This is a genomic window from Microbacterium sp. zg-B185 (assembly GCF_030246885.1).
In the GTDB taxonomy this organism is placed as follows: Bacteria; Actinomycetota; Actinomycetes; order Actinomycetales; family Microbacteriaceae; genus Microbacterium.
In genome coordinates, this window is record NZ_CP126739.1 from 710,912 (window position 1) to 725,926 (window position 15,015).

Consider the following 15,015-nt stretch of genomic DNA (forward strand, 5'->3'; position numbering starts at 1 on the left):
CAGGGGAGCGTCCGTCACCGCCGGGGCGCCACCGGCAGAGTGCGCCCCGGCGGTGAGCGGTCAGTTCAGCTCGAGCGGCCAGACCGGACGCACCTCGATCGTGCCGTGGGTGGCCATCGGATGCCGAGACGCGACCTCGACCGCCTGCTCGAGAGTGTCGCACTCGAGCAGATCGAAACCGGCGATCCACTCGTGTGTCTCGGCGAAGGGTCCGTCCGTCACGCTCACCTTGCCGTTGCGGCGTCTTACGGTCTTGGCATCGGAGGGCGGCCGGAGCCGGTCCCCGTCGGTGGCCCGCCCTTGCCCGTAGGTCTCGTCGACCCATTCCTCTATGGTGAGGACCGGTTCTTCATCCGTGGTGAGATCCGGATCGGCCACCACGAGCATCAAGTACTTCATCGCATGTCCCTTCAGTGCCGCTGTGCAGCGACGTTACGGGAAGGACGTCGAACGCCGCACGCGCGGATCGACAAACTCGGGTGATCCTCCGAATCTTCCCGCGGCTAACGCGGCTCGGCGCCCATGCGCTCGCGCAGGGTGTCGCCGGCGTAGTCGTCCTGGAAGTAGCCCCGCTCCTGGAGTTCGGGAACGAGCAGAGTCAGCATGGCATCCATCCCGTCCGGGAAGCTCGGCGGATTCAGGTTGAACCCGTCGCAGGCCCGCTTGTCGAACCACTCGATCATGCTGTCCGCGATCATGCCCGGAGTCCCGATCATCCAGCGGTGGCCGACGGCCCGCGCGAGCTCGACCATCAGCTCGCCGACCGTCTGGGTCTCGGCCATGGCGCGGTAGATGTGCCAGCGCTCCTGGCGCTGAGGGGTGACCTCGAGCCGCTCCATGGGGATGCGGTCGGTCAGCTCGAGGTCGTCGATGTCGACGTCCAGCATCCGCGCGACCACCGCCCGGCCCGCGGTCGGCTCGATGCCGTTCGCCAGGTCTGCGGCCAGCTCCTGCGCGTCGGCAAGCGTCCTGCCGACGAACGGCATGATGCCGGGGAGGATCTTCACCCTGTCCGGATCGCGACCGTTCGAGGCGACGATCTGCTTGTACTGGTCGTAGAACGAACCGAATCGCCTGGCCGACCACGTTCGCGCAGCAGCCAACCGCATGTCGCGGGCGCTTGCCGAGAAGCCCGCCCCGCTGGACCCGCGCACGATCGCCTTCAACCGCCGTCACGCGGGCTTGTAGCTGATCCCAGCCGCCCGCACGTACAGAAGCCTCCGCGCGACCGCGCGGAGGCTTCTGTACGTGCGAAGTGCGGCTACTTGAGGTTCGAGCCGGCCGCGCCGGTGGGCGCCATGCGGAATCCGCCGCCGTCCACCGCGAGGGTCTGTCCGGTCACCCAGCGCGCCTGGTCGGTGAGGAAGTAGAACGCCGCGCGGGCGATATCCCAGTTGTTGCCCTCGGTGCGCAGGATCACGTTGTCCGCCCGGATCGCACGCTGCTCTTCGTTCATCCCGCGCGCCGCGAACGCGCCCCAGATCATGCCGACGCGAACGCAGTTGACCCGGATGCCGCGGGGAGCGAGGCTGCCGGCGGCACCGGTGGTGAGCTTCTCCAGCGCGGACTTGCCGAACGAGTACGGCATGCCCGGCCCGCGTCCCTCGGCAGCCGAGGAGGAGATCGTGACGATCGACGCGCCGCGCTCCATGTGCTTCTGCGCGTGGCGCATGACGTACCAGACGGCGGTGAAGTTCAGCTTCATGGCCTGCTCGAACTGCTCCAACGTCGCTTCGAACATCGGCTGCACGCCGGTGCCGCCGATCGTGTCGGCGACCACATCGAAGGACCCGAACCGCGCGGCCGCGGCGCTGATGGCCTGCTCGACCGACGCGTCATCGGTGACGTCGACGGAGAAGTGCTCCGCCTGCCCACCGGCCTCGCGGATGGCATCGACGGTGCGGGCTCCGGCCGCGGCGTCGCGGTCCAGGACCGCGACGGCAGCGCCGTTCTGCGCGCACAGCCAGGCGATGGCGAAGCCGATGCCGCCCTCGGGGCCGCTCAACCCCCCACCGACGACGAGAGCGACCTTGCCGGTGAGCCAGGGCTCCGCGGCGGCGGCCAGGGGATCGGTAACGGGGACGGGCCACTTCTCAGCGGTGGTTTCGGTCATGGGTTCAGGCCTTTCTGCCAGGGTGGAGGAGGGGGATCAGCGCACGGGGAACGAGCGGCCCGACCAGAGGCCGAGTACGCGGAACACCATCGACATCGCCGCATTCGACGAGCCGGCCACGATGATCGGAAGGGTGGCGGGCTTCGCGTCCGCCAAGGTCGGGTGACGGTGGTCGGCAGCGAACGGTCCGCCGGGGAGATGGCTGAGTCCCTTGCCGACCGCCTGCAGTTCGGCCTCGGTGCGGCCCGCGCGCGCCACGATCCACTCGCGGACGTCCTGCTTGCTCATACCTGCGTCTGCGAACAGTTGCGCATGGGCGGGGTTGAGCAGGATGCCGGTCGGGCTGTGGCGCCCGATCAGGGCACCGGAGCGCTGAATGGTGTCGACGAAGTCGCCCAGGACCTCCTGGGCGGAGGTGAAGCTGCGATTGTCGACGACCTCGAAGGTGCGCACCAGGGTGGCGGCCACGGCGCTGACACCCGGCTCCACCCCTGCTTCTTCCGAGAGCGGCTCCCATGGGCTCGCTTCCTCGTTCTCGCCGATGCACAGCTGCCAGCGGCCCACTGTCCCGATGGTGGCCTGCTCCAGCTCGCGGGGACGGATGCCGAATCCGTTGCGGACGGTGAGGCCGATCGCGCGGGGGATCGTCGCGTTCGCGCGGAAGCCGGGTCCGAGGACGCCGCTTTCGGAATTGATGGCCAGTTGATGCCGGATCGGTCCGTTGACGACGATGAGCGGGCCAGGGCCGCTGGTGGACTGCCAACCACCGCCGAGTGCGGCGCGTTCCGCGGAGAGCGCGTCCCACGCGGCGAGTACGACCGGGAAGTACTCGGGGAGGCACCCCGCCATGACGGCGCTGACGGCGACGTCGCGGACGGTCACGTGTCGTTCGAGCTGCGGGTGGTGCGCGGCCACCTCGTCTTCGGCGCGCTGCGTCGTCGCGAGGAAGCGCTGCACGGATTCCTCGGTCGCCGGCAGCGCCGGAAGACCATCGGTCCAGCCGCGTCCGTAGAGCTCCTCGGCGACCCCGGTTGCGACGTCGGGATCGAGGGCTACGGCGACGTGTTCGCTCACGCGGCAGCCACGGTCCGCGTCGAGCCGATCAATCGCGCCTCGACCTGAGCGGCCAGCTGCTCGCCGCGCTCCTCGACGCCGTCGGCGGTCAGGTTCGCGATCGGGTGCGCCGTCAGGAGGTAGGGGAAGTCCGGGGCGCCCTTGAGCCCCGCCATCGCGGAAGAGGGCTGGACGAAGGCGTCGGTGCAGATCACCGCGGTGGGGATGCCGACGCTCTCGAGCGCGATGGCGTCCGCGACCGCCGAGGCGCTGCAGGATCCGCAATCGCCGACCCCGATGACGACCACGTCGCAGTCCCGGATCAGCTCTTCGACGAGCTCGACCGGCAGCGGCATGGCGAATTGAGTCTTGGTGCGGGGGATGAGCGCAATCTGGGCGTGACGGTCAGCGAGCCTGGCTCCGATCGCGTCCAGGATGCTGTCGGCATTGCGTTTGGTATTGCCCAGCAGGCCGATGCGTAGCCCGGCGAGAGTTTCGGGGCGCGCGGCGTCCGTGGGCGTCACCGCGGTGCTCGCGTGGAAGTGCTGTGTCGGGTCGATGATCTCAGCGGTCATTGTGGAACCTTTCTGTCCGAGCATGTGCGAGTGTCCGCGGTCGCGGTGCGGCTGCGTGCTGGGGCTCCGCGACGCGGAACCCCAGCACGTAGGCCTCTCCGGCGGGGATCAATCCCCGGGGGTCAGCCCTTCCACTTCATGGTCAGCCAGTTCAAGCTGCCGCTGGGGGTTCCCTCGGCGAGCTCGGTGAGACCGTCCCAGCGGACTGTGTTGACCGTGGGGAACCCGGCGTTCGTCCACACCAGCGGGGCGAAGAAGATGAGCTCCTTCGCACGCTTCTGCATGTCGCGGAAGTACTCGCCGCGCTCTTCGCGGTCCGTCGTGGAGTTCGCGCCGGCGACGGCCGCGTCGATCTCGGCGTCGCAGATTCCCGACGGGTTGCGCGCCGACATGTGATCGGGGTTGCAGGCGTACCAGCGGGAGATGCCCAGTCCGGGGTCGGCCGAGACCGTGGTCCGCAGGAACGCCAGATCGAAGTTGTTCTGCACGTAGATCTGGTCCGTGAAGATCGCCGACGTGACCGCCTCGAGGTTGACGCCGATTCCGACATCCGCCAGCATCGACTTCGCCTGTGATGCCATCGCAACCGTGTCCGTCAGCTCCTGGATGTACTTGACGTTCAGGGTGAATCGGACGCCGTCGGCGCCGACGGGGAACCCGGCTTTGTCGAGGCCCTTGTTGATCGCTTTGACGTCGAAGGGGAAATCTTTGTCGAAGTCGACGCTCTCGTCCTTGGCCCACCCCATGGTGCTCGGGAAGAAGCCGTCGGCCGGCTCGCCGTAGCCGGCGATCGCCACGTCCGCGAAGGCTTGGCGGTCCAGCGCCGAGAACACCAGGGCGCGCACGTCGGGGTCCGCCAGGTACTCGTTCTTCGTGTTCATCTCGACGACGACCGCCTGGGCGAAGTAGCCGTCTTCGAGGTGCACAAGCTCGGGTTTGCCCGCGATCTGATCCAGCTGCGACGCGTCGATGGTGGCCTTGTCGAGCTCGCCGGAGATCAGGGCGAGCGCGCGGGTGTTGGTGTCAGCCATGACCGGGTAGATCGCCTTGTCGACCTGCACGTCGCCGCGCCAGTAGTCCTCGTTCTTGACCAGGATGACCTCGGCGCCCGACGAGAAGGACTCGAACTTCATCGGACCGGTGCCGATCGGCGCCATGTTGGCGGGGTTGGTCACGTAGTCGGTGCCCTCGTAGATGTGCTTCGGGATGATCACCTGCTGCGAGAGGGTCTCGAAGAACGGCCCGAACTCGGAGTTCAGGTTCAGCACGACGGTGGTCTCGTCCGGGGCCTCGACGGAGTCGATGGACTCGACCAGGGAGGCGCCGTACGTCTGGAAGGCCATGATCTCGTCGAAGTTGAACTTGACGTCCTCGGAGGTGAACGGCTCGCCGTCGTGCCAGGTGACACCCTCTTCGAGCGTGAAGGTCAGGGTCCGCTTGTCGTCGCTGAACTCCCACGACTTCGCGAGCATCGGGTGGATCTCGGACTCCGCGTCGATGTAGACCAGCGGGTCGAACAGGGCGACGCCGAACGCCAGCGTGACGGGCGAGTTCGTGATCTGCGGGTTGAAGCTGATCGGGTCGGCTGCGATCGCGTCGATGTAGACGCTCGGGGTCTCGGGCTTGGCCGATTCGGTCGGCGCGGCGCTGGACGAACAGCCGGCGACCAGCAGGGCGGCGGACGCGAGCGCCGCGATTGCGGCGAATCGGGTCGTGCGCTTGGTCTTCATGGGAGTACCTCTCTGTAGCTTCGGGCGCTGATCGCGCCGGACGCGGTGGTGTTTCAGTGATGACCGATCGGATGTCCGGTCAGAGGACGGACTCCAAGACGAGCTCGGAGGCCAGCAGGCTCTGGGTGTAAGGGTGTTGCGGGTCGTCGAAGATCTGCCGAGTGGGTCCGGACTCGACGATCTCACCGTCCTTCATCACGTAGACGCGGTCGGCCACCTTCTTGACGACCGGCAGGTCGTGGGTGATGAAGACGTAGCCGACGCCGAGGCGCTCGGTGAGGCCGTTCATCAGTCGGAGGACCCCGGCCTTGACCGACGCGTCGAGGGCGGAGACCGCCTCGTCGGCGACGATGATCTGGGGGTTCAGCACGATCGCGCGGGCGATGAGCACGCGCTGCCGCTGTCCGCCGCTGAGTTCCTGCGGGAAGCGGTGGATGAAGGGCTCCGCGGGGGAGAGGCCCACCAGTTCGAGGGCCTCGAGCACCTTCGCGTGTACCTCGTCGCGGCCGCGAGCGATCGAGTGCAGACGGACGATCTCACCGATCGTGCGTCCGACGGTCTTGCGGGGATTGAGCGATCCGGACGGGTCCTGGAGCACGGCCTGGACCGTCCGGCGGTAGTCCTTGCGCTGTGCGGCGCTCATCTGGTCGACGTTGATCCCGTTGATGGTGATGCTGCCGGACGTCGCCGGGATCAGCCCCAGCAGCATCCGTGCAAGGGTGCTCTTGCCGGATCCGCTCTCGCCGACGATGGCAACGAATTCGCCGCGCTGAGCGGTCAGGTTGGCGTCGACGACGGCGTTTACCGGTGCTCCGCCGCGGCGGGACCGGAACACCTTTGAGGCGTTGGTGACTTCGATCATGAGGGTGCTCCGCTCTGGACGAGTTCGTCGATCTCGCGGCGCATCTCCGGCGGAATCGACCACAGGTCCACGCCTTCGTCGGTGAGGCTGCGGACACTGCGCAGCAGCGCCTGCGTGTACAGGTGCTGCGGGGACTCCAGCACGCGGCGGGTCGGACCCGATTCGACGATCCGGCCGGCGTACATGACATAGATCGTGTCGGTCATGCTGGCCACGACCGCCAGATCGTGGGAGATGAGGATGAGCGAGGTGCCCAGCTTTGCGACCGTCTCGTCGAGCGTGCGCAGCACCTTGCGCTGCACCGTGGCATCCAGCGCCGTCGTCGGCTCATCGGCGAGGATGAGGTCCGGTTGCTTGGCGATGGCGATCGCGATCAGCACACGCTGCCGCTGGCCGCCACTGAGTTCGTGCGGAAAGCGGCGCGCGAGCGCTGCCGCGTCGGCCAGGCCGGCGAGCTGCAGGAACCGGATCGCCTCGGGGTCTCCGGACGCGTCGCGACCGGAGCGGGCGGCCGGATCGACGGCCTCGCGGACCTGTGCACCCACCTTCATGACGGGATTCAGGAACGTCAGCGGATCCTGGAAGATCATGCCCACCGAGCGCGAGCGGATCTGGTCCCAGGCGCGAGCGGGTGCGCCGACCATCTCGCGGCCGTCGAAGCGGATCGACCCGGCGACGCGCACACGCGGGTTCGTCGGCAGCAGGCCGGCGATGGCGCGGCCGGTGACGGACTTGCCCGACCCGGACTCGCCGACGACGCCGACGCGCTCGCCGCGATGGACTTCGAGGCTGACCGAGTGCACCGCCCTGATCTCCTTGCGGGGTCCGGTCGGCAGGTGCACCTCGAGATCGGTGACGGTCAGGAAGGCCGACGAATCGGACGCCGGCGGTGCGGCATCCTCTCGTGCCTGTTGCTGGATGTCGAGGTTTCCGATGGCGGCGGTCATTTCACCCTTCCGATCGACGGGTTGAGCGCGTCGTTGAGGGCATCGCCGAGGAGGTTGATGGCCAGGACGACGAGGAAGATGCAGAGGCCGGGGAAGAACGCCAGCCACCATGCCGTGGAGATGTACGGCTGTGCCTGGTTCAGCAGCGCCCCCCAGCTCGGCCGGTTCGCGTCGCCGATGCCGAGGAAGGACAGTCCCGACTCGGCGAGGATCGCGCGGGCAACCGTCATGGTCGTCGCCACTAGTACGGGAGGCATCGCGTTGGGCAGGACGTCGGACCACAGGATGCGCAGGCTCGAGAAGCCCGCGGCGCGCTGGGATTCGACATAGCCCAGTTGGGAGATGCGCATCGCCTCGGCCCGCACGATGCGGGCCACGCCGGGCCACATTGTCAGGGCCAGGATGACCACGATGATGGCGACGTTGGTCCCGAGGATCGCCGCGGCCACCAGGGCGAGGATGATGCCGGGGATCACCTGGAAGAACTCCGAGATCTTCACCAGGATCGTGTCCATGAAACCGCCGTAGAAGCCGGCGATGCCGCCGACGACAAGCGCGAGGGTCAGACACAGGATGGCCACGCTGAAGCCCACCAGCAGCGACACCTGACCGCCCATGAGCACGCGTGCCAAGTAGTCGCGGCCCAGGTTGTCGGTGCCGAGCGGGAACTCGGAGTCGGGTGGGATGAAGGGCGGATTGTTCGTGGCGAACGGGTTCCCGCTGAGCAGGGGGCCGATCAGCGACGCGACGATCATAAGCAACAGGATCGGCATGAAGATCCGCACGATCGGCTTGCGGAAGTACATCCGCAAGACGGAGTCCGGGTTGCGCGGACGCCGGGCCGTGCGTACCGGTGGCGCCGGCGTCGGGTCTGCCGCCGGTCGGGACTGCTGCTGGACGCTCACGATTCGCTCCTGACGGGACGCTTGATCTGACTGCGGAGTCGCGGATCGACGAGGCCGTAGACCACATCGGTCACGATGTTCACGATGAGGATGGTGATGGTCAGCACGATGACGATCCCGAGCACCAGGAAGGTGTCCTGCCGTTCGATCGCGCCGATGAAGAGCAGGCCCATGCCCGGCCACCCGAAGACCTTCTCCACCAGCACCGAGCCCGCGAGGATGTGGGCGAGGCTGAGTCCGGCGACAGTCACCATGGGAAGGAGCGCGTTGGGCAGAGCGTGGCGCCGCAGCGCCTGACGTTCACTCAGTCCTTTGGAGCGCGCCGTGTCCATGAAGTCCTGACCCAGCGACTCGATCATCGACGCGCGCATGATGCGGGCCTTGAAGGCCAGTTCAGCGGTGACCATCGTGATCAGCGGCAGGATCATGTACTGGATCTCAATGCCCTCGACGCCGTACGGCGCCTTGCCCTGCACGGGCAGCCACCCGAGGGTGACCGAGAAGACGATGATGAGCATGAGGCCGAGCCAGAAGTTCGGCAGCGAGAAGAGCGCGACCGAGCTGCCCGAGAGCAGGCTGTCGAGCCACCGCTTGCGGGTCTTGGCGGCGATGGCGCCGATGATGACCGCGCCGATCGTCGAGAGGATGAACGACGGGATGGCCAGGGCCAGCGTGTTGCCGATGCGCTCGCCGATCAACTGGGTGACCGGCACCTCGGTGCCGAACGAGACGCCGAGATTTCCGGTGAGCACGTTGCCCATGTAGATGAAGTAGCGCTCCCACAGGGGCTTGTCGAGGCCGAAGGTGGCGTAGATCTGCTGACGCAGCGCCTCCGAGATCGGCACATCGCCGACGAGCGTCTGGATCGGGTCGCCGGGCGCGATCTCCAGCAGGAGGAACAGGATCGTGATGACGACGCCCAGGAGGATGAGCGACGAGAACAGGATCTTGCCGAGATGTTTCAGGAACGCCATCAGCGGTGTGCTCCGTTCGTGAATCGCTGTCGGGGGGGAAAGAGCAGCATCGGTCGATTTCTCCTTCGAAATGCTCCGCGGCTCGACTTCGCGCCGCAGACGTCTGATGCTCGCACCCTGCTGAGGGCTGCCTGGCGATCGCTTTCACAGAGCGGAAACTGTTTCGGCACGCGCGATCCGTGTGTGCGCACGGGGCACTGATTTCGGACCTCAGTTTGTAACGAGCGATAGTTTCATCCTGCGCTTTCACGAGCCGCGAATCAGTCTGCAATGTCTAATGTTCCGCTGTCGCCTGAAAAACGACCGGTCCGGTCAGCGGCAGTCCATTGAGTGGTACTCAGGAAAAGGAAACGAATGTTACTGTCTCATCGAGTGTGTGAGCTTCCGCACCACGAAAGGGGTTCACCGTGTCGACACCGCGCGGCCAGATGGTTCTGACCATGTTCATGCTGTCTTCGGGTTTTCAGATGGACAGCTGGCGAGACCCGCGAAGCCGCTCAGAGGAGATCGGCGAGCTGTCGCTGATCGCCGACATGGCCGGCGCCGCGGAACGGGCGAAGATCCACGCGGTGTTCTTCGGCGACGGCGTGGACGTCGGCACGATCCGGGACAACAACATCCGCAACACGGGTCTGTACGAACCGATCTCGTCGATGGGTGCGCTGATCGGTGCCACCCGGAAGATCGGCTTGGTGGGGTCGGTCTCGACGACGTTCTCGGAGCCGTACAACGTGGCCCGTCAGCTCACCGGCCTCGATCGGCTCAGCGGGGGGCGGGTGGGCTGGAACATCGTCACCTCCCTCTTCGGCGGTTACCAGAACTTCGGGCTCTCCGAGATGCCCTCGCCCGAGGCCAGGTACCGGCGGGCCGAGGAGTTCGTGGACGTGACGCTGCGGCTCTGGGATAGCTGGTCGGACGACGCCGTCCTGAACGACCGCGAGTCCGGTCAGTGGGCGGATGTCAGCAGGATCCGCGACATCGACTACGTGGGCGAGCACTTCCGGGTGCAGGGCGCGTTGAACATGCCCCGCTCCCCGCAGGGACACCCAGTGCTCTTCCAGGCCGGGCAGTCGCCGGCCGGCCTGCAGCTGGGCGCCTCGGTCGCGGATGCGATCTACACCGCGCAGCCGGATCTGGAATCCATGCGCACGTTCTCCGACCGAGTACGTGCCCAGGCGGTCACCAGCGGCCGCGATCCGCGCCGCATCAAGATCCTGCCGGGGGTCGTGCCCATCGTGGGCAAGACCACGAGCGAAGCAGAGGAGCTCTCGCAGGAACTGGAGTCGTTCATCGACCTGGTCGCCGGTCGCAGACGACTGTCATCGGCCGCGGGGATCGCCATCGACGATCTCGACCTGGACGAGCGGATTCCGGACGAGCGGTTCGTCGAAGGCCCGGCGAACAGCTCGCGGTGGCACAGCTACCGGCGGATGGCGCTGGAAGAAGGACTGACCGTCCGTCAGATGATCGTTGCGTTCGCGCGTGCGGGCGGGCACCGGATCCTCATCGGCTCTGCCGAGGACGTGGCGCGGGACATGATCGACTGGTTCGATCGCGGCGTGTGCGACGGGTTCAATCTGGACCCGCCCTCGATCCCCGACGGCATGAATCGGATGCTGGAGCTGCTCGTGCCGCTGCTGCAGGAGAAGGGGTACTTCCAGTCGGAGTACCGGGGCGATACCCTTCGCGAGCGAATGGGATTCGCGCGGCCGGCCGGCCGGTAGCGCGCGCGTGCCGGACGTCCGCAGCGCACCGAGTTTCGGCGGGGGACCAATGGGAGAACAGGCCGCGGAGGAACCCGTGCGGATGACCGCGGAACTGCGACTCGCGGGCGAACTCAACCGGCTCAGCCAGCTGCTGGCCAGGCCCTTCCTGAGGCACTATTCCGAGAAGCACGCGATCTCTCTCGCGGAGTGGCGTGCGCTCGTCCAGATCGTGGACTCACCGGGCATCACCGCGACCGAGATCTGCTCGAGGACCGGACTGACCGCCATGAACGTCAGCCGCGCGGTGCACGTGCTGCGGACCGCGGGCCGGGTGACCGGTGACCGCGACCCGCACGATTCCCGACGCAACCTGCTGACCGCGACCGCGGAGGGTCGCACCCTCTTCGACGAGCTCGCCCCGAGCGCGGAGCGGGACATCAGAGCGATCATGAGCGTGCTCAACCGCGACGAACTGGCATTCTTCGAGGCACTGGTGACGCGGGTCGCAGCGCACGCCGACCGGATGCAGGACCCCTAGCCCTCCCGCCCCCGCACCCCGCCGCCCCGCCGCCCCGCCGCCCCGCAACCCCCGCACTCCGCTCGCCTGTCACGACACGCCGTGGGAGGGTGCAGGTTGCGACAGGCGAGCGGTGCTCGGCTGCGGGCTTTCGCGCGAGCGGGGACCGGAGACTCAGGTGAACCGGGGACTCAGTTGAATTGGTTCATCGTGTTGTGCTGACCGCCGGCTTTCAGGGCCGCCTCGCCGGCGAAGTACTCCTTGTGGTTGTCACCGATGTCGCTGCCGGCCATGTTCTGGTGCTTGACCGTGGCGATACCCTCCCGGATCTCCCGACGCTGAACGCCCTTCACGTACGCGAGCATGCCCTCGTCGCCGAAGTAGCCCTTGGCCAGGTCGTCGGTGGACAGCGCGGCGGTGTGATAGGTCGGCAGCGTGATCAGGTGATGGAAGATCCCGGCACGGGCCGAGCCGTCCTTCTGGAACGAGCGGATCTTCTCGTCGGCCAGCTGCGCCAGCTCGGTGTCGTCGTAGCCGACGTTCATGAGGTCCGCGCGATCGTACGCTGAGATATCCGCGCCCTGCTCCGCGAGCAGGTCGTAGGCCTGCTGGCGGAAGCTCAGCGTCCAGTTGAACGACGGGCTGTTGTTGTACACGAGCTTCGCGTTCGGGACCTCCTCGCGGATCGCGTCCACCATCGCGGCAATCTGCTCGACGTGCGGCTTCTCGGTCTCGATCCACAGCAGATCGGCACCGTTGCGCAGCGAGGTGATGCAGTCCAGCACGACGCGCTCCTCGCCGGTTCCGGGGCGGAACTGGTAGAGGTTGCTGGCGAGGCGCTTCGGGCGCAGCAGCGTGCCGTCGCGCTTGATGACGACGTCGCCGTTGGCGAGATCCGCGTCCGAGATCTCTTCGGCATCGAGGAAGGAGTTGTACTGATCGCCGAGGTCGCCCGACCCGCTCGAGACGGCGATCTTCTGCGTGAGGCCGGCGCCGAGCGAGTCGGTGCGGGCGACGATGATGCCGTTGTCGATGCCGAGCTCGAGGAAGGCGTAGCGGACCGCGGTGAGCTTGGCGATGAAGTCCTCGTGCGGCACGGTGACCTTTCCGTCTTGGTGGCCGCACTGCTTCTCGTCCGACACCTGATTCTCGATCTGGATGGCGCAGGCGCCTGCTTCGATCATCTTCTTGGCGAGAAGGTACGTGGCCTCGGGATTGCCGAAGCCGGCGTCGATGTCGGCGATGATCGGCACCACGTGGGTCTCGTAGCTGTCGATCTGCGACTGGATGAAATCCACGGCGGTCTCGTCACCGGCGCGGCGGGCCTCATCGAGCTGTGTGAAGAGCAGGTCCAGCTCGCGGGCGTCTGCCTGGCGGAGGAAGGTGTAGAGCTCCTCGATCAGGGCGGGCACCGAGGTCTTCTCGTGCATCGACTGGTCGGGAAGGGGCCCGAACTGCGAACGCAGCGCGGCGACCATCCACCCCGACAGATACAGATAGCGCTTGTTCGTGGTCTTGAGGTGCTTCTTGATCGAGATGAGCTTCTGCTGCCCGATGAACCCGTGCCACACTCCGAGGGACTGGGTGTACGCCGAAGAGTCGGCGTCGTACTCGGCCATGTCGCGGCGCATGATGTCCGCCGTGTACTGGGCGATCTCGAGCCCGGTCCGGAAGCGGTTCTGCGTCCGCATCCGGGCGACGGACTCCGGGTCGATGGCGTTCCAGCCGGAGCCGTACTGCTCCTTGAGCGCCGCGACGGCTTCGATGTCGTTGTGGTACTGAGTCATTTCACTTCCTTCGATCGTGTTCGTGGTCGGCTCGGATGAGCCGCCGCGGTGCGGGCTAGTCGGTGTCGACGAGGAACTTCGTGTAGGCCGGGAGCGTCAGGAACGCCGGGAAGTCCTGGCCGAGGGCGACCTCACGGAAGATCTCCGCGGCATCCTCGTACCGGTCACCCGCGCGGCGATCGACATCGCCGAGCACCTCGGCGATGCATTCCTCGATGTACTCCCGGGTGATCGGCCGGCCCTCGGCAGTGGAGTGGTCCTGGTGGATCCACTGCCACACCTGGGAGCGGGAGATCTCGGCCGTCGCGGCATCCTCCATGAGGTTGTCGATCGCGACCGCGCCCAGACCCCGCAGCCACGCTTCGATGTAGCGGACTGCGACGGACACGTTCGCGTGCACCCCCGCGGCGGTCACCGGTCGCCCGATGTGCACATCGAGCAGGTCGGATGCCGTCACCCGCACGTCGTCGCGCTGCCGGTCGATCTGGTTGGGCCGGTCGCCCAGCACCGCGTCGAACTCGGCCATCGCGGTCGGGATCAGGTCGGGGTGGGCCACCCAGGTGCCGTCGAACCCGTCGCCGGCCTCGCGCTTCTTGTCCGCGGCGACCTTCTCGAACGCCTGCCGTGTCACCTCGGGGTCGCGGCGGTTGGGGATGAACGCGCTCATGCCGCCGATGGCGAATGCCCCGCGCTTGTGGCAGGTCTTCACCAGCAGCTCGGTGTAGGCGCGCATGAACGGGACCGTCATCGTGACCTCGCTGCGGTCCGGGAGCACGAAGCGTGCGCCGCGGCCCCGGTAGTTCTTGATGATCGAGAAGATGTAGTCCCACCTGCCCGCGTTCAATCCCGCGCAGTGGTCGCGCAGCTCGAAGAGGATCTCCTCCATCTCGAACGCCGCAGGCAGGGTCTCGATGAGCACCGTGGCGCGAATGGTGCCGTGCGGGATGCCGATGTACCGCTCGCTGAAGGTGAAGACGTCGTCCCACAGCTTTGCTTCTTCACTCGATTCGAGCTTGGCCAGATAGAAGTACGGCCCGCGCCCGTCCTGGATCAGCTGTCCGGCGTTGTGGAAGAAGTAGAGACCGAAATCCACCAGCGACCCGGATGCCGCCATCGTGCGGCCCGCACGGTCGGTGAACTGCAGGTGCGCCTCGGTGAGGTGCCAGCCGCGCGGACGCATGACGATCGTCGGGGTCCGCTCGGCCGTGACCGCGTACGTCTTGCCGGGCGCCGTTTCAGACGCGGGGCTCGTGAACGACAGCTCGCCGCGGATCGCGTCGCGCAGCGACAGCTGTCCCTCGATGACGTTCCTCCACGTGGGGGAGGTGGCATCCTCCTGGTCAGCCAGCCATACGCGCGCCCCTGAGTTGAGGGCGTTGATCGTCATCTTCGGGTCGGTGGGGCCGGTGATCTCGACGCGCCGGTCCTCCAGGCCGGGACCGGCACCGGCGACGCGCCATCCGGCATCCTCTCGGATGTGCGCCGTGTCATCGCGGAAGCGCGGATCATGCCCGTTGCCGATCTCGAAGCGGCGGCGCATGCGGTCGGCGAGCCGGTCGTGCCGGCGGGCCGCGAAGCGCTGGTGCAGCTCGGTGAGGAACGTGACGGCCTCGGGTGTGAGGATCTCCGCGTAGCGGGGGGCCAGGCGAGCGATGACCTCGATCGAGGGTTCGGCGGTCTGGGTCGGGATGGCCCCGGTGCGCGTGCGCATCGGGGCGGCGGTTGCAGGTGTCATTGCCCTGTCTTCCTGTGAACGTGTCCGTGAGCGTGCGGGATGCTGCGGGCGCGGCGTGTGCGTCCGGCTCGGCATCCGGTGATCCCTGTTCGGGACCGAGGGGTGTGGTCG

At 67.2% G+C, this 15,015-nt stretch carries 14 protein-coding genes; 2 read left to right on the forward strand and 12 right to left on the reverse strand.

Translation table 11 applies throughout. The features are described 5' to 3' along the window. Window positions 1–60: 60 nt before the first annotated feature. The 10 genes from QNO12_RS03365 to QNO12_RS03410 form a co-directional block, all read right to left on the reverse strand. Complete coding sequence (locus QNO12_RS03365; RefSeq protein ID WP_257503949.1) at window positions 61–399, reverse strand: YciI family protein; 339 nt, start codon at window positions 397–399, stop codon at window positions 61–63. A gap of 104 nt (window positions 400–503) precedes the next feature. Then, window positions 504–1,154: an LLM class oxidoreductase gene (locus QNO12_RS03370; RefSeq protein WP_257503950.1), complete on the reverse strand. Its 651-nt coding sequence runs from the start codon at window positions 1,152–1,154 to the stop codon at window positions 504–506. Between the two features lie 107 nt (window positions 1,155–1,261). After that, entirely contained in the window at window positions 1,262–2,113 is an 852-nt protein-coding gene (locus tag QNO12_RS03375) for an SDR family NAD(P)-dependent oxidoreductase (protein ID WP_257503951.1), read from the reverse strand. Between the two features lie 36 nt (window positions 2,114–2,149). Further along, window positions 2,150–3,187 carry a hypothetical protein gene (locus tag QNO12_RS03380; RefSeq protein WP_257503952.1) on the reverse strand — a complete coding sequence of 346 codons (1,038 nt, stop codon included), beginning with the start codon at window positions 3,185–3,187 and terminating at the stop codon, window positions 2,150–2,152. After that, the gene (locus tag QNO12_RS03385) at window positions 3,184–3,741 is read right to left on the reverse strand and encodes a UGSC family (seleno)protein (protein WP_257503953.1); all 558 of its coding nucleotides are present in this window, start codon (window positions 3,739–3,741) and stop codon (window positions 3,184–3,186) included. The genes QNO12_RS03380 and QNO12_RS03385 overlap by 4 nt, the downstream gene beginning before the upstream one ends. A gap of 122 nt (window positions 3,742–3,863) precedes the next feature. Next, complete coding sequence (locus tag QNO12_RS03390; RefSeq protein WP_257503954.1) at window positions 3,864–5,471, reverse strand: ABC transporter substrate-binding protein; 1,608 nt, start codon at window positions 5,469–5,471, stop codon at window positions 3,864–3,866. A gap of 79 nt (window positions 5,472–5,550) precedes the next feature. After that, on the reverse strand, window positions 5,551–6,333 hold the full coding sequence (locus QNO12_RS03395; protein ID WP_257503955.1) for an ABC transporter ATP-binding protein: 783 nt from the start codon (window positions 6,331–6,333) through the stop codon (window positions 5,551–5,553). Then, a complete protein-coding gene (locus QNO12_RS03400) occupies window positions 6,330–7,280 on the reverse strand; it encodes an ABC transporter ATP-binding protein (protein WP_257503956.1) in 951 nt (316 codons plus the stop codon). Before QNO12_RS03400 ends, QNO12_RS03395 begins: the two co-directional genes overlap by 4 nt. Then, window positions 7,277–8,185, reverse strand: coding sequence for an ABC transporter permease (locus QNO12_RS03405; RefSeq protein ID WP_257503957.1), 909 nt, complete (start codon window positions 8,183–8,185; stop codon window positions 7,277–7,279). Before QNO12_RS03405 ends, QNO12_RS03400 begins: the two co-directional genes overlap by 4 nt. Continuing rightward, entirely contained in the window at window positions 8,182–9,159 is a 978-nt protein-coding gene (locus QNO12_RS03410; RefSeq protein ID WP_257503958.1) for an ABC transporter permease, read from the reverse strand. The genes QNO12_RS03405 and QNO12_RS03410 overlap by 4 nt, the downstream gene beginning before the upstream one ends. 407 nt (window positions 9,160–9,566) lie before the next feature. Between QNO12_RS03410 and QNO12_RS03415 the strand changes: the two genes are divergently transcribed. Next, window positions 9,567–10,883, forward strand: coding sequence for an NtaA/DmoA family FMN-dependent monooxygenase (locus tag QNO12_RS03415; RefSeq protein ID WP_257503959.1), 1,317 nt, complete (start codon window positions 9,567–9,569; stop codon window positions 10,881–10,883). A gap of 82 nt (window positions 10,884–10,965) precedes the next feature. After that, window positions 10,966–11,403 carry a MarR family winged helix-turn-helix transcriptional regulator gene (locus tag QNO12_RS03420; protein WP_257503960.1) on the forward strand — a complete coding sequence of 146 codons (438 nt, stop codon included), beginning with the start codon at window positions 10,966–10,968 and terminating at the stop codon, window positions 11,401–11,403. 170 nt (window positions 11,404–11,573) lie between these two features. On the opposite strand, the gene QNO12_RS03425 is transcribed toward QNO12_RS03420, so the two are convergent. Continuing rightward, a complete protein-coding gene (locus QNO12_RS03425; RefSeq protein WP_257502964.1) occupies window positions 11,574–13,169 on the reverse strand; it encodes an isocitrate lyase in 1,596 nt (531 codons plus the stop codon). Window positions 13,170–13,224: 55 nt separating this feature from the next. Next, the gene (aceB, locus tag QNO12_RS03430) at window positions 13,225–14,904 is read right to left on the reverse strand and encodes a malate synthase A (RefSeq protein WP_374761036.1); all 1,680 of its coding nucleotides are present in this window, start codon (window positions 14,902–14,904) and stop codon (window positions 13,225–13,227) included. Window positions 14,905–15,015 lie beyond the last annotated feature (111 nt).

Excerpts from the sequence above, each read along its gene's own strand:
- QNO12_RS03365 (WP_257503949.1), bottom strand. The coding sequence starts at position 399 with ATGAAGTACTTGATGCTCGTGGTGGCCGATCCGGATCTCACCACGGAT.
- QNO12_RS03375 (WP_257503951.1), bottom strand. The coding sequence starts at position 2,113 with ATGACCGAAACCACCGCTGAGAAGTGGCCCGTCCCCGTTACCGATCCC.
- QNO12_RS03385 (WP_257503953.1), bottom strand. The coding sequence starts at position 3,741 with ATGACCGCTGAGATCATCGACCCGACACAGCACTTCCACGCGAGCACC.
- QNO12_RS03390 (WP_257503954.1), bottom strand. The coding sequence starts at position 5,471 with ATGAAGACCAAGCGCACGACCCGATTCGCCGCAATCGCGGCGCTCGCG.
- QNO12_RS03395 (WP_257503955.1), bottom strand. The coding sequence starts at position 6,333 with ATGATCGAAGTCACCAACGCCTCAAAGGTGTTCCGGTCCCGCCGCGGC.
- QNO12_RS03400 (WP_257503956.1), bottom strand. The coding sequence starts at position 7,280 with ATGACCGCCGCCATCGGAAACCTCGACATCCAGCAACAGGCACGAGAG.
- QNO12_RS03410 (WP_257503958.1), bottom strand. The coding sequence starts at position 9,159 with ATGGCGTTCCTGAAACATCTCGGCAAGATCCTGTTCTCGTCGCTCATC.
- QNO12_RS03420 (WP_257503960.1), top strand. The coding sequence starts at position 10,966 with ATGACCGCGGAACTGCGACTCGCGGGCGAACTCAACCGGCTCAGCCAG.
- QNO12_RS03425 (WP_257502964.1), bottom strand. The coding sequence starts at position 13,169 with ATGACTCAGTACCACAACGACATCGAAGCCGTCGCGGCGCTCAAGGAG.
- aceB (WP_374761036.1), bottom strand. The coding sequence starts at position 14,904 with ATGACACCTGCAACCGCCGCCCCGATGCGCACGCGCACCGGGGCCATC.